General features: G+C 65.0%; 11 protein-coding genes. 7 read left to right on the top strand and 4 right to left on the bottom strand.

The window, feature by feature from the left end; genetic code table 11:
• The first annotated feature begins 137 nt into the window (after positions 1 to 137).
• Positions 138 to 2,528 carry a phosphoketolase gene (locus NLM27_RS22635; RefSeq protein WP_254145425.1) on the top strand — a complete coding sequence of 797 codons (2,391 nt, stop codon included), beginning with the start codon at positions 138 to 140 and terminating at the stop codon, positions 2,526 to 2,528.
• 4 nt (positions 2,529 to 2,532) lie between these two features.
• Positions 2,533 to 3,714: an acetate/propionate family kinase gene (locus tag NLM27_RS22640; protein WP_254145426.1), complete on the top strand. Its 1,182-nt coding sequence runs from the start codon at positions 2,533 to 2,535 to the stop codon at positions 3,712 to 3,714.
• A 265-nt stretch (positions 3,715 to 3,979) separates the two neighbouring features.
• Here the strand turns inward: NLM27_RS22640 and NLM27_RS22645 are convergent, their stop codons facing one another.
• Positions 3,980 to 4,819 carry an RMD1 family protein gene (locus tag NLM27_RS22645; RefSeq protein WP_254145427.1) on the bottom strand — a complete coding sequence of 280 codons (840 nt, stop codon included), beginning with the start codon at positions 4,817 to 4,819 and terminating at the stop codon, positions 3,980 to 3,982.
• A gap of 318 nt (positions 4,820 to 5,137) precedes the next feature.
• On the opposite strand from NLM27_RS22645, the gene NLM27_RS22650 reads away from it, so the two are divergent.
• Positions 5,138 to 5,713, top strand: coding sequence for a glycosyl transferase (locus NLM27_RS22650; protein WP_254145428.1), 576 nt, complete (start codon positions 5,138 to 5,140; stop codon positions 5,711 to 5,713).
• Between the two features lie 61 nt (positions 5,714 to 5,774).
• Positions 5,775 to 6,704: a helix-turn-helix domain-containing GNAT family N-acetyltransferase gene (locus NLM27_RS22655; protein ID WP_254145429.1), complete on the top strand. Its 930-nt coding sequence runs from the start codon at positions 5,775 to 5,777 to the stop codon at positions 6,702 to 6,704.
• Between the two features lie 201 nt (positions 6,705 to 6,905).
• On the opposite strand, the gene moaB is transcribed toward NLM27_RS22655, so the two are convergent.
• Entirely contained in the window at positions 6,906 to 7,469 is a 564-nt protein-coding gene (gene moaB, locus NLM27_RS22660; protein ID WP_254145430.1) for a molybdenum cofactor biosynthesis protein B, read from the bottom strand.
• 154 nt (positions 7,470 to 7,623) lie between these two features.
• Positions 7,624 to 8,568: a neutral zinc metallopeptidase gene (locus NLM27_RS22665; RefSeq protein ID WP_254145431.1), complete on the bottom strand. Its 945-nt coding sequence runs from the start codon at positions 8,566 to 8,568 to the stop codon at positions 7,624 to 7,626.
• A gap of 426 nt (positions 8,569 to 8,994) precedes the next feature.
• Here NLM27_RS22665 and NLM27_RS22670 point away from each other — a divergent pair, with 426 nt between their 5' ends.
• The 3 genes from NLM27_RS22670 to NLM27_RS22680 all read left to right on the top strand — a co-directional run bounded on the left by NLM27_RS22670 (position 8,995) and on the right by NLM27_RS22680 (position 11,438).
• Complete coding sequence (locus NLM27_RS22670) at positions 8,995 to 10,125, top strand: site-specific DNA-methyltransferase (RefSeq protein ID WP_305887599.1); 1,131 nt, start codon at positions 8,995 to 8,997, stop codon at positions 10,123 to 10,125.
• A gap of 174 nt (positions 10,126 to 10,299) precedes the next feature.
• A complete protein-coding gene (locus NLM27_RS22675; RefSeq protein ID WP_254145433.1) occupies positions 10,300 to 10,626 on the top strand; it encodes a hypothetical protein in 327 nt (108 codons plus the stop codon).
• 125 nt (positions 10,627 to 10,751) lie between these two features.
• Complete coding sequence (locus NLM27_RS22680) at positions 10,752 to 11,438, top strand: glutathione S-transferase family protein (RefSeq protein ID WP_254145434.1); 687 nt, start codon at positions 10,752 to 10,754, stop codon at positions 11,436 to 11,438.
• 58 nt (positions 11,439 to 11,496) lie between these two features.
• On the opposite strand, the gene NLM27_RS22685 is transcribed toward NLM27_RS22680, so the two are convergent.
• On the bottom strand, positions 11,497 to 13,506 hold the full coding sequence (locus NLM27_RS22685) for a methyl-accepting chemotaxis protein (protein WP_254145435.1): 2,010 nt from the start codon (positions 13,504 to 13,506) through the stop codon (positions 11,497 to 11,499).
• Positions 13,507 to 13,605 lie beyond the last annotated feature (99 nt).

The following is a 13,605-nucleotide window of genomic DNA, read 5'->3' on the forward strand; positions in this document are numbered from 1 at the left end:
ATTTCGGGCGCGCGCCTTTGACCTCACGCAACACGCCGCCATGACGATTTCGTTTGATGCCGGACAGGGATCGATCGTGCCGGAACAAAGTTGGTGACGATCGCCAAAATGATCGACAGGTGAAGGTCGGCAACAACATGACAAATCAACAACAATCGCGGGCGGCGAGCAGCGACCTCGATCTGCTCGATCGCTATTGGCGCGCCGCGAACTACCTCTCCGTCGGGCAAATCTACCTGCTCGACAATCCGCTGCTGCGCGAGCCGTTGCGGCCCGAGCACATCAAGCCGCGTCTGCTCGGCCATTGGGGCACGACGCCCGGTCTGAACTTCATCTATGCCCATCTCAACCGCGTCATCCGTGCGCTGGACCTCAGCGTGATCTACGTCTGCGGCCCCGGCCATGGCGGCCCCGGCATGGTTGCGAACACCTATCTGGAAGGCAGCTACAGCGAGATCTATCCGGACATCGCGCGCGATGCGGACGGATTGCGCAAGCTGTTCAGGCAGTTCTCCTTCCCCGGCGGGATTCCAAGCCACGCGGCGCCGGAAACACCGGGATCGATCCACGAGGGTGGCGAGCTCGGCTACGCGCTGGTGCACGCCTATGGCGCCGCCTTCGACAACCCTGATTTGATCGTCGCCTGCGTCGTCGGCGACGGCGAGGCCGAGACCGGCCCGCTCGCGGCGTCCTGGCACTCCAACAAGTTCCTCAACCCCGCCCATGACGGCGCGGTGCTGCCGATCCTGCATCTCAACGGCTACAAGATCGCCAACCCGACCGTGCTCGGACGGATGCAGGACGAAGAGATCCGGGCTCTCTTTCGCGGGCTCGGCCACGAGCCGCTGTTCGTCGAGGGCGACGATCCCAAATTAATGCACCAGACCATGGCGGATGCGCTCGACGTCGCGCTCGCCAGCATCCGCTCGATCCAGCAGCACGCCCGCGATGGACGGAAGAGCGTCGAGCGACCGCGCTGGCCGATGATCGTGCTGCGCAGCCCCAAGGGCTGGACCGGCCCGAAGGAGGTCGACGGCAAGAAAGTCGAGGGCTTTTGGCGCGCACATCAGGTTCCGGTTGCAAGCTGCCGCGAGAATCCGGCGCACCTCAAAGTGCTCGAAGACTGGATGCGCAGCTACGAGCCGGAAAAGCTGTTCGACGCCAATGGCGCACTCATTCCCGAGCTTCAAGAGCTGGCGCCGGACGGCCATCGCCGCATGGGCGCCAATCCGCATGCCAATGGCGGCCTCCTGAAGAAGGAGCTGAAGCTGCCGGACTTCCGCAGTTTTGCGATCGAGTTGCCCCAGCCCGGCGCCGTCACGGGAGAAGCGACGCGCCAGCTCGGCAAATTCCTGCGCGATGTCATCCGCCTCAATGCCGAGGCGCGCAACTTCCGCATCGTGGGTCCGGACGAGACCGCGTCAAACCGGCTAGACGCGGTGTTCGAGGCCACCGAACGGGTCTGGATGGAGCCAACCGAACCTTACGACGTGCACCTCGCGCAGGACGGCCGGGTGATGGAGGTGCTGAGCGAGCATCTGTGCCAGGGCTGGCTCGAAGGCTATCTGCTCACAGGGCGGCACGGTTTCTTCTCGTGCTACGAGGCCTTCATCCACATCGTCGATTCCATGTTCAACCAGCACGCCAAATGGCTGAAGGTGACACGCGATCTGCCATGGCGCCGGCCGATCGCCTCGCTCAACTATCTCCTGACCTCGCATGTCTGGCGCCAGGACCATAACGGCTTCAGCCACCAGGATCCTGGCTTCGTCGACCTCGTCGCCAACAAGAAGGCCGACATCGTCCGCATCTATTTCCCGCCCGACGCCAACACGCTGCTGTGGATCGCCGATCACTGCCTGCGCACCTACAACCGCATCAACGTGATCGTCGCCGGCAAGCAGCCGTCGCCGCAATGGCTGTCGATGCGGGAAGCGGCCACGCATTGCGATGCCGGCATCGGCATCTGGACCTGGGCCGGCAACGAAGACGCAGGACAAGAGCCCGACGTGGTGATGGCTTGCGCCGGCGACGTGCCGACATTGGAGACGCTGGCCGCCGTCGATCTGCTCCGCAAGGCGCTGCCCGACCTGAAAATCCGCGTCGTCAACGTCGTCGACCTCATGACGCTGCAACCCAGGGAACAGCATCCGCACGGACTGTCCGACCGCGACTTCGACAGCCTGTTCACGTCGGACAAGCCGGTGATCTTCGCCTATCACGGCTATCCGTACCTGATCCACCGTCTGACCTATAACCGCACCAATCATGCCGGCATGCATGTGCGCGGCTTTGCCGAGGAAGGCACCACGACGACGCCGTTCGACATGGTCGTGCTCAACGGGCTCGACCGCTACCATCTCGCGATCGAGGCGATCGAGCGCGTGCCTGATCTCGCGGCCCGGGCCGCGCAGGTGAAGCAGCAGTTCCGCGACAAGCTGATCGAACACGCCCGCTATGTCCGCGAGCATGGCGAGGACATGCCCGAGGTCCGCGACTGGGTCTGGCCGAACAGCGCCGGCGGCTGAAGTCATGTCGGACACTGTCCTTGTGCTGAACTCCGGATCGTCAAGCATCAAGTTCGGCGTGTTCGAGCTGGCGGCATCCGGCCCCGCCCTGCTCTGCCACGGCTTGCTCGACGAGCATGAGGCGACGCCCCGGCTCGTGGTGACGAGCCCGGCGGGCGAGAATCTGTTCGAGAGGGACGCGTCGGATACGGACAGCGGTCATCTGTTCGCCGACGTGCTCGCCTTCGTCGAGGAGCGGTTTGGCGAGCATCGCCTGCGCGCCGTCGGTCACCGCATCGTTCACGGCGGGCCGGACTATTCCGGTCCGGTCGCGCTAACGGATGAAGTCTACGCCAGGCTGAAGGCGTTGACGCCGCTGGCGCCGCTGCACCAGCCGCGTTGCCTGGAGCCGATCCGCTCCATCCAGGCGATCCGGCCCGACCTGACGCAGGTCGCCTGCTTCGACACCGCCTTCCACCACGACCTCGCGCCGCCCGCACGCCGTTTCGCCATTCCGAGGCGCTATGACGAGCGCGGCATCAGGCGCTACGGCTTTCACGGCCTCTCCTTCGAATATGTCGCCGGGCGCCTCGCGCAAATCGCACCTGAGCTCGTCGCAAAGCGCACCGTCATCGCCCACCTCGGCAACGGTGCGAGCCTCTGCGCACTGCGAGATGGCCGCAGCATCGACACCACGATGGCGCTGACTCCGCTCGATGGCCTCGTGATGGGCACGCGCTGCGGCACGATCGATCCCGGCGTGCTGCTCTATCTGCAGCAGCACGAGAACATGTCGGTTGAGGACCTCCAGCACCTGCTCTATCACGAGTCAGGCCTGCTCGGCGTCTCCGGCATCGCTGCGGACATGCGGACGCTGATCGCGAGCGGCTCGGCTGCGGCGCGCGAGGCGATCGACCTCTTCGTGCTCCGGGCCGCGCAGCAGATCGCGATGATGGCGACCACGCTGGGTGGACTGGACTGCCTCGTCTTCACCGGCGGCATCGGCGAGCATGCAAAGGAGATCCGCCGTGCGATCGGCGAGCGCCTCACTTGGCTGGGTGTGCGCATTGATGTACGGGCGAATGACGCGGCGCACGAGCACATCAGCGGAAGCGATAGTACCGTCGATGTGTTCGTCATCCCAACGAACGAGGAGCTGACCATCGCGCGGCACTGCGCAAGGGTGCTGCGAACGATGAAGAGCTAATTTGATTAACGCGCGATGTCAGCCAATCCGTCATTGCGAGCAAAGCGAAGCAATCCAGACTGGCTCTGCCGCGGGATTCTGGATTGCTTCGCTTCGCTCGCAATGACGAAGAATGCGGCGACAGCGCGTGTCACAACGCACTATGCGAGTATGCGGAAACAACCCCTCACCCCAATGAGCCCGCGTCCACCAGCGTCGCTGCCCTCTCCCGCAAGGGGCGAGGGCGCAGTCACGCGCATCTCGTCCGCGGATAATCTCATCCCGCCTAATGCGTCCCCGACCATATCTGGAAACATCCCATCGCGACCTCGATCAAGATCAGAACCACCACCGCGATTTCGAGACGGAGCGAGCGCTGGGTGTCGATGATGTCGGTCAGGGCGTTGGCGGTCTCCGACACCGCGGTGAGCTTGCGCTCGAGCGTGTCGAGGCGCTCCTTCAGCTCGTACTCGTCCTCGATACGGGCGTAGAGCCGGTCGAGCTCGGGCTTCTCCCAGAGCACGTCGGGTTTCTCGGCGATGGCCACGCGCCCGGCGACGCGCTGCTGCACCAGCAGCGCGTTGCCGATCAGCTGCAGGATGCCCTTGCGCCGCGGCGGCGTACGGCCGTGCTCGGCGAGCTTGCGCGCGAAGGGCTCGATCACGTCGAAGACCGCGGCGACGCGCCGCTCGTCGCGTGCCAGCGACGTGCTCTTGGCAAGCGCGTCCGCGATCAGGAGCAGCCGGTCGTCGGAGAATTTGGCGAGGCAGATCGGCCCGCCCGGCTGGATCGCCTCGACGTTCTCGTCCTTGCAGAGCTGCGCCTGCGCGGTCTCCTCTTCATAGGGGCTGAGCTCGCCGATCACCCGCGGCTTCAGGCTGTCGATCAGCACTTTCTCCTCCGAGGGCAGAAGACCGATCAGCACCACGACGCCATAGCGGAAGACCACGACGAGACCGGCATGAACGCGGAAGGCGGCCGGGGTCGAGGACACCAGCGCGCCGAGTTCGAGTCCGGAAGCATTGATGCGATCGCCCAGCATCAGCGCGCGGATCCGCAGGGTCGGCGCGGCGTCCTGCTTCGGCGTTGCTGCTGTCGCGCTGGCGGCGATCTGGTCGGAACTCATGCACAGCCTCCGTCGGCACAAATCATCTGCGTTTCCCGTTCGCCGGTTCGTCGCGGCTCATTCTCTACTTGCGCGATTGCAGACTGCACGTGAGCCGCGCAGCTTCCCGCAGACCGCCCGATTAATACCGTCCGGATGAGCTTGTGCCGAAACATTCGGCAGTATTGCCATTCTGCGCGCGACATATTTGGCTGCGGCGAGGTTTACCATCGCATGCCAAGGCGCCGCCGGAAAGTTGCACTCGGCGGCGCCACGTGTTTATGACAACGTCATGAAGAGCGACACTTCTCCCGAAGTGCAGACATTGAAGTCTCAATCATGCTGAGCGTCATCATTCCGACCGAGGGCGTGGAGCAGACGGCAGTCGCAACGCTGGCCGCGCTCGTTCCCGGCGCCGCCGCTGGCATCATCCGGGAAGTGCTCCTGGTCGACGGCACCGGCAACGGCGTGATCGAACGCGTCGCCGATGTTGCGGGCTGCCGTTTCATCGGCATCGAGACATCTTCGCAAGGTGCCGCCCTCGCCGCTGGCGCGCTCCAGGCCCGTTCGCCGTGGCTGATGTTCCTTCCCGCCGGCGCGGTGCTGGAAACCGGCTGGATCGAGGAGACCACCCAGTTCATCCAGGCCGTCTCGAGCAGCGGCCGCGACCGGGCCGCGGTGTTCCGCTATGCGCGCTCGCCCTACTCCGATACCGGAATGCGCGACATCCTCCGCGCCGTCGCACGCAAGCTCGTTGGCCCGCTCGGCGATCAGGGGCTTTTGATCGCGCGTGACCATTACGATCGGATCGGCGGCTACCCCCCGCAGGCTCGCCGCTCCGAGGCACGGCTGCTCCGGCGGCTCGGCCGTTCCTCCCGCACCATGCTGCGCAGCCGGATCGTGATGGCGGGCTGACGCCGCGGATACTTGCCAAAGTCAAATAATTAATTGACAATGGCAAATATCGAGGTGCCCCATGTCATTCGAAGCTGCCGACGACCACATCTCATCAGTCCGCGCCTTCAACCGCTTCTATACCCGCAAGCTTGGGGTGCTCGACCAGCACCTTGGCAAAACCCCGTTTTCGCTCAGCGAGGCCCGGGTGCTCTATGAGCTCGCGCACCGCGACGACATCGCAGCCAAGGAGATCGGCAACGAGCTTGGTCTCGACCCCGGCTATCTCAGCCGTATCGTGCAAAGCTTCGACGAGAAGGGGCTGATCACGCGAAGGCCACTGCCCGCCGATCGCAGGCAATACCAGCTCAGCCTCACCGCCAAGGGCCGCCAGACCTTCGCCAAGCTGAACCTGAGCTCGCAAAACGAGGTCGCCGCGATGCTGGCTCGACTTTCGGTCAACGATGCGACGCGGCTGACCCAGGCCATGGCGACCATCGAGACCGTGCTGGAGCAACGCCGAAGCCAGCCTGCGACTTTCATGCTGCGCAGCCATCGCGTCGGCGACATGGGGTGGGTCATCTCGCGACAGGGCGCCGCCTATGCCGCGGACTACAACTTTGATATCAGCTACGAGGCGCTGGTCGCCGAGATCTGTGCGCAGTTCATCAGGAACTACGACGCCGCGCGCGAGCACTGCTGGATCGCGGAAGTGGGCGGCGAACCGGTCGGCTCGATCTTTCTGGTCAAGGCCACGGACCAAATCGCCAAGCTGCGCCTGTTGCAGGTGGAGAAGAAGGCACGCGGGCTCGGCGTCGGCCGCGCGCTGGTCGACCAGTGCATCCAGGGCGCACGCGAGAGGGGCTACAGCAAGATGACGCTGTGGACGCAGAGCATTCTGGTGGCCGCGCGCAGCATCTACCAAAGTGCAGGCTTCAAGCTCGTGAAGGAAGAGAAGCACCACAGCTTCGGCGCCGATCTGGTCGGCGAGACCTGGGAGCGGGATTTGTAACGCTCACGCAGCGGGTGAGATGCGCATGAATGTGCCCTCGCCCCTTGTGGGAGAGGGCATCCCCACTGGCAGACACAAGCTCGCTTGGGTGAGGGGTATGCCTCCAAGCGCGCCGTGCCGAAAGATACCCCTCATCCGGCGCTTCGCGCCACCTTCCCCCACAAGGGGGGAAGGAAAGAAAACCCTCCCGCACCAGCGCAACTACACCGTCGCGCCCTGCGCCTTTGGCCGGCGCAGATGCTCGTCGAGGCGCGGCATGATCTCGACGAAATTGCACGGACGCGTGCGGTAGTCGAGCTGGGCTCTGAGGATGCCGTCCCAGCCGTCGCGGCAGGCGCCGGGCGAACCGGGCAGACAGAAGATGTAGGTCGCACCAGTGACGCCTGCGGTGGCGCGGCTCTGGATCGTCGATGCGCCGATCTTGGCGTGGCTAAGCATGTGGAACGCGATCGAGAAGCCGTCCATGCGCTTCTCGAACAGCGGCTCGACCGCCTCCGGCGTAACGTCGCGCCCGGTGAAGCCGGTGCCACCGGTGGTGATGACCACGTCGACGCCGGCATCCGCGATCCAGCGGCGGATCACGGTGCGGATCGCCTCGACATCGTCGGTGACGATCTCGCGCGCGGCGAGATGATGGCCGGCCTCGATGAGACGGTCGGCGAGCGTTTGGCCGGACTTGTCGTCGGCGAGCGCGCGCGTATCTGATACGGTGAGCACCGCGATGTTGAGCGGGATGAATTGTTTGGTTTCGTCGATGGAGGCCATTGCGCTTTCCTCTCGTGTCCCGGACGCGATGCAGCGCGTTAGCGGTGCGTCGCAGAGCCGGGACCCATTTGCTAGAGACCGAGGCTGTGGGCCCCCGGCTCTGCAGCGCACCGCTGAAGAAGCGCTGCGCCGCGTCCGGGGCACGAGACCGTCGCTACTGCCCGCCGCCGAACGTGTTGCAGGCCTGCACCGTGCCCTGCTGGTAGCCGGTCATGAACCACTGCTTGCGTTGCGCCGCCGAGCCGTGAGTAAACGAATCCGGCACGACGCGGCCCGTGGCCTGGCGCTGCAGCGTGTCGTCGCCGATTGCGCTTGCCGTAGTCAGCGCGGCATCGATGTCGCCGGGCTCCAGGAAGTTCGGACGCTTCTTGGCCTCGCGATTGACCCAGACGCCGGACAGGCAGTCGGCCTGCAATTCCACCTTCACCTGGAGCGCATTGGCCTCGGCCTTGGAGCCGGCCTGCTGCTGCAGACGCGTCACGCGCGGAATGATGCCGAGCAGGTTCTGGATGTGATGGCCAGCCTCATGCGCGATGATGTAGGCGGTGGTGAAGTTACACGCCGACTTGCCGGAGCAGCCGCGGAAGCGCGTCTCGACCTCGCGGAAGAAGGCGGTGTCGAGGAAGATGGTGCGGTCCGGCGGACAGTAGAACGGACCCATCGCCGACTGCGCCATGCCGCAGCGGCCGCCATTGGTGGCGTTGCGGAACAGCACGACCTTCGGACCGGTATAGTTCTGACCGCTCGCCTGGAAGATCTCGCTCCAGCGATCGTCGATCTCGCCGAGGATGCCGGCGATCATGCTGCCCACCTCGTCGGTCGGCGCGCCGCGCTTGGCCGAGGTCGAAGACGACTGGCGATCGGTCTGGTAGCTCGGTGCCTGGCCGCCGCCGGTGAGGATCTCGGCGCCGCCGATCAGGATCCGCGGGTCGATGCCGAAGGCGTAGCCGACCAGGCCGAGTATGATGATGGTGCCGATGCCGAGCCCGCCACCGCCCATGGGCAGCCCGAACCCGCCTCCTCCGCCGCCGCCAAAGCCACCACCTTCGTCGCGACGATCCTCGACGTCGTCGCTGCGGCGGAAGTCATCGTAACGCATGGCGGCCTTCCCCTGGGGGTCCCTGGTTCAAGTTCGTCGGCTTCGTCGGTGCGCATGAACGCAAAAGCTCAACGCGCCACACAGGTAAAATTTCCGTTGCCTTTATCAATATCGCGGCCGGCAAAAATTGCCTAGTGCGACAGCATGTCGATGCCAGCAATTTTTTCCGGGGGTCGAGCAATTTTTTCCGAGAGAAATTTGAAGCTCTTCGGGAGCCTCGATTGCGCCCGCAACGCGTAGAAGTGCGAAATACACTGCAAAACACGACGAATGCGTGCAACGGCGCGCGTGCGAAACGCAATGTACGGGCTGCCCACGAAAGCGGCGGGTTAAGTCGATTTTTACTTTGCCGCTTCAATGTAACGGTCAGTCGGTTGTTTGGTCCCGCGTCGCCGACAGCGTCGCCTGAGTCAGAGTTCTTGAGTCATGGTAGAGTCGCGTCGCGGGGCGTCTGCAAGGGCGCCCCGCACAAATTTTGAGTCCCCTTCGCATCGCATCATCCTCGGCGATTGCGTCGCCGAGATGTCGAAGCTTCAGGCTGGCTCGGTCGACCTCGTGTTCGCCGACCCGCCCTACAATCTCCAGCTCAAGGGCGATCTGAAGCGCCCCGACGAATCCCATGTCGATGCCGTCAATGACGACTGGGACAAGTTCGATTCGTTTTCCGCCTATGACGATTTCACCCGCGCCTGGCTGCTCGCCGCCCGCCGCGCGATGAAGCCGTCGGCGACGATCTGGGTGATCGGCTCCTATCACAACATCTTCCGCGTTGGCGCCATCATGCAGGACCTCGGCTTCTGGCTCCTGAACGACATCGTCTGGCGCAAGTCCAACCCGATGCCGAATTTCCGTGGCCGCCGCTTCACCAACGCGCACGAGACCATGATCTGGGCCGCGCGCGACGAAAAGGCCAAGGGCTACACGTTCAACTACGAGGCGCTGAAAGCCGCGAACGAGGACGTGCAGGCGCGTTCCGACTGGCTGATCCCGCTCTGCACCGGCGAGGAGCGCCTCAAGGGCGCCGACGGCAAGAAAGTGCATCCGACGCAGAAGCCTGAAGGCCTGCTCGCGCGCGTGCTGCTGTCCTCGTCCAAGCCCGGCGACCTCGTGATCGATCCCTTCAACGGCACCGGCACCACCGGCGCGGTCGCAAAGCGCCTCGGCCGCTCCTATATCGGCTTCGAGCGCGACAAGACCTATGCCAAGGCCGCGGAAGCGCGCATCGCCGCGGTCGAGCCGTTGCCGGAGGAAAGCCTCGCCCCGTTCATGACCGCGCGCGAAGCGCCGCGGGTCGCGTTCTCCGAACTGATCGAGCGCGGCATGATCATGCCCGGCACCAAGCTGTTCGATGCCAAGAAGAAGCTCGGTGCTCTCGTGCGCGCCGACGGCGCCATCATGCTGGGCGACAAGGTCGGCTCGATCCATCGCATCGGCGCCGTGGCGCAAGGCGCGCAAGCCTGCAACGGCTGGACCTTCTGGCATATCGAGACCAAGAAGGGCCTGAAGCTGATCGACGAGCTCCGCGCCGAGATCCGCGCCGGCATGGCGGCGGAATAGTCCAGCATACTGGCCTCGTAGGGTGGGCAAAGGCGCAACGCGCCGTGCCCACCTATCCTTTTCCGATAGGCAGAGATCGTGGGCACGCTTCGCTTTGCCACCCTACGGCGCCTTGAATGCCGCGCCAGCCGGGACTAAATTCCCCCGATCAGCCCCGTCCTGACCGGTCAAGCCATGCGACGACAGTCCGAGACCTTGCTGCTGGTGCCGCTGCTGCCGATCTTCCTGCTCGGCATGTTTCCGATGTTCCTGATCGCGCTCCTGGGATTTTTCGGCCTCGCCTTGTTCGGCGTGCTCGTGATCTGCGTCGGGCTCGCCAGCAGCAACGAGGCCCACGACAATTTCAATCACGACGTCATCGTGCACGGCTACGCGCGCGGATCGGAGCGCAAGGCGCGGGCCTCCGACATGCATCTCGCCACGAGGCTCGGACTGCGGCTGGAGGCCGTGGGCGTCGCCATGATCATCGCGGCGGCGATCGGCCTTTGTTACGCCGGCTGATCTGCGCACCGCGCAGATACCGCCCGGCAAACTCGCCGGTTGCTCTCCCGCAACAGGTTCAGGCAAGACAAGGCCACCTGATGACGCCGCGTCCGCGCGCGGCCGCAGACACTGGGAGATGCTAGATGCTCAAATTCTATTTCAACGGGTCGCCGAACCCGACCAAGGTCGCGCTTTATCTCGAAGAGGCTGGCCTGGCCTTCGAGCCCGTGAAGATCGACACCCGCAAGGGCGAGCAGTTCACGCCGGAATTCCTCAAGATCAATCCGAACGGCAAGGTGCCGGCGATCGATGACAATGGCACCATCGTGTTCGACTCCAACGCCATCCTGCTCTATCTCGCCGAGAAGACCGGCAAGTTCCTGCCCTCCGCCGGCGCGCGCGGCGAGACGCTGTCCTGGCTGATGTTCATCGCGACCGGCGTCGGGCCCTATTCGGGTCAGGCGGTGCACTTCAAGCATTTTGCGCCGAAGGACCAGAACCACGATTACGCCCATAACCGCTACCAGTACGAGACCGATCGCCACTACAAGATTCTCGACGATCACCTCGAAGGCCGCCGCTACATGGTCGGCGACAGCTATTCGATCGTCGACATGGCGCTGTGGGGCTGGGCGCGGATGGTGCCGTTCAAGCTCGGCGACGATGCCTTCGCGCGATACCCGAACGTGAAACGGCTGGTGGACGAGATCTCGGCGCGGCCCGCAGCCGCGCGCGCCAGCGCGTTGAAGGACAAGTTCACCTTCAAGGCCGAGATGGACGACGAGGCGAGAGCCAACATGTTCAAGCACATGACGACGAAAGTGGCTTGATCGCGCCACGCCGCTATCAAGGGCCACGCGCATCCGCGTGGCCCTTTGCTTTGGAAGCTCAGGCGGCGTGGACCGTGTCGAGGAACTTGGCAACCTCGAGCTTGAGGCGGTTGCTGTCGGCCGACAGCGAGCGCGCCGCCGAGAGCACCTGCGAGGAGGCCGACCCGGTCTCGGAGGCGCCGCGCTGCACGTCGCCAATATTGGTCGAGACGCGCTGGGTCCCGTCGGCGGCCTGCTGCACATTGCGGGAGATTTCCCGCGTGGCCGCGCCCTGCTCTTCCACCGCGGCCGCGACCGTCGCGGAGATCTCCGACAGCCGCTCGATGGTGCCGCTGATCTCCCTGATGGCGCCGACCGACTGCTCGGTGGCGGCCTGGATGCTCGCAATCTGCTGGCCGATGTCGCCGGTGGCCTTCGCGGTCTGCTCGGCCAGCGCCTTGACCTCGGAGGCGACGACGGCAAAGCCGCGGCCGGCTTCGCCCGCGCGCGCGGCCTCGATGGTCGCGTTCAGCGCCAGCAGGTTGGTCTGGCCGGCGATCGTGCTGATCAGCTCGACGACGTCGCCGATCCGGGCGGCCGCCTTGGAGAGCTCGCCGACGCGGTCATTGGTCCTGCTCGCCTGGCCGACGGCCTCGCCGGCGATGCGGGCGGATTCCTGCACCTGGCGGGCGATCTCGCTCACCGAAGAGGACAGCTCCTCGGTGGCGGAGGCGACCGCCTGCACGTTGGCGGTGGCTTCCTGCGACGCGGAGGCCACTTCCGTCGACAGGTCCTGGGCGCGCGAGGCGGTCGTGGTCAGGGTGCCGGCGGAGGCTTCCAGCTCACCCGATGCCGACGACACGGTGTTGACGATCTCGCCGACGGCTTGCTCGAACTGGTCGGCAAGCCTGACCATGTCCTTCTTGCGGCTCTCGGCCTGTCGCGCCTCGAGCTCGGTCTGCTCGGCGCGCATGCGCTCGGTGTCGATCATGTTGTCCTTGAACACCTGGATCGCCTTGGCCATGTCGCCGATCTCGTCGGCCTTGCCGCGCCCGGGATTCTCCACGTCGAGGTTGCCGCCGGCAAGCTGGCCCATCGCGCGCGTCATCGAGATCAGCGGACCGACGATGCTGCGGGCGATCAGGAAGGCGACGATGCCGCCGAACAGGACGGCAAGACCGCCGGCGATTTCCTGAACGGTCGTCGTGCCGGCGATCACGGCGTCGGCATGGTTGCGCGATTCCAGATAGTCCTTCTTCAGCGTCGTTTCCGCGGCCTTGAGCCTGCCGATGCTGTCGACGATGAGCGGCGCGAGGTTCTTGTGGTAGATCTCGTCGGCCTGAAGCATCGCGGCCGATGTCGTCTCGAACGCGGATTTGTAGATACCGAGCGCGGTCTTCACCGGTGCAAGCGTGGCGCGCAAATCCGCCGCCGATGGACTCTTTTCGATCGCCGTGAGCCGTTGTGCCGCCCTGTCCACGCTCGCCCTGAAATTCGCCGGCCCCTGCGCGTCGCGCAGGGCGAGGAAACGCCAGTTTGCGACCCGAACGAGGAGGATCCTGGATTCGAGGTCGGCGACCAGGGCTGCGGTGTCTTCATCGACGGCGGCGCGCGCCACATCGACCAGCTTGCCCATCTTGGCGGCCAGATCCTCCCCGCTCGGCATGAGCGTCGCCTTGCCCGTTCTCGCCTCGTTGACGGCATCCGCGAGATTGTCACGCAGGCGTCGCATCTTGGCGATGTCGTCGACGAGGCCGCTGTAGAGCGCTCGTCGCTCCTCCGAGAGCGTGCCCTGCGCGCCGACCTGCAACAGCTGCGTCGCTGCAGTCTCGCGCTCTTGCGCCTCCCTCATCGCGGGTTCGTTGGCGTCATAGACGTAACGCAAATTGGCGCGCTGGATCGCCTGAAGGTGGGTCGATATCTCCAGCACCCGCGCCGTGCTGTCCGAGAGCGCGGACTGTCTTGCGACCTGATCCTGCACCGCCCGCAAATTCCAGACGGCAACCACCGCCATCACCAGACCGACCGCCACGAGGGCCATGAAGCCTGCGTACAGGCGTCCCCTGATCCGCAAACGAAACTTCGGCATTCCCACTGTCCACCCAGATGCATTTCACTTCGAGCGGCCGGACAATTCAGGCAATCGTCACCGGCCACCCCCGCAGCCGCGCGCCGCGTCGATGCGACT

This window comes from Bradyrhizobium sp. CCGB12 (genome assembly GCF_024199845.1).
Lineage (GTDB): Bacteria > Pseudomonadota > Alphaproteobacteria > Rhizobiales > Xanthobacteraceae > Bradyrhizobium.

Excerpts from the sequence above, each read along its gene's own strand:
- NLM27_RS22635 (WP_254145425.1), top strand. The coding sequence starts at position 138 with ATGACAAATCAACAACAATCGCGGGCGGCGAGCAGCGACCTCGATCTG.
- NLM27_RS22640 (WP_254145426.1), top strand. The coding sequence starts at position 2,533 with ATGTCGGACACTGTCCTTGTGCTGAACTCCGGATCGTCAAGCATCAAG.
- NLM27_RS22645 (WP_254145427.1), bottom strand. The coding sequence starts at position 4,819 with ATGAGTTCCGACCAGATCGCCGCCAGCGCGACAGCAGCAACGCCGAAG.
- NLM27_RS22650 (WP_254145428.1), top strand. The coding sequence starts at position 5,138 with ATGCTGAGCGTCATCATTCCGACCGAGGGCGTGGAGCAGACGGCAGTC.
- NLM27_RS22655 (WP_254145429.1), top strand. The coding sequence starts at position 5,775 with ATGTCATTCGAAGCTGCCGACGACCACATCTCATCAGTCCGCGCCTTC.
- moaB (WP_254145430.1), bottom strand. The coding sequence starts at position 7,469 with ATGGCCTCCATCGACGAAACCAAACAATTCATCCCGCTCAACATCGCG.
- NLM27_RS22665 (WP_254145431.1), bottom strand. The coding sequence starts at position 8,568 with ATGCGTTACGATGACTTCCGCCGCAGCGACGACGTCGAGGATCGTCGC.
- NLM27_RS22670 (WP_305887599.1), top strand. The coding sequence starts at position 8,995 with ATGGTAGAGTCGCGTCGCGGGGCGTCTGCAAGGGCGCCCCGCACAAAT.
- NLM27_RS22675 (WP_254145433.1), top strand. The coding sequence starts at position 10,300 with ATGCGACGACAGTCCGAGACCTTGCTGCTGGTGCCGCTGCTGCCGATC.
- NLM27_RS22680 (WP_254145434.1), top strand. The coding sequence starts at position 10,752 with ATGCTCAAATTCTATTTCAACGGGTCGCCGAACCCGACCAAGGTCGCG.
- NLM27_RS22685 (WP_254145435.1), bottom strand. The coding sequence starts at position 13,506 with ATGCCGAAGTTTCGTTTGCGGATCAGGGGACGCCTGTACGCAGGCTTC.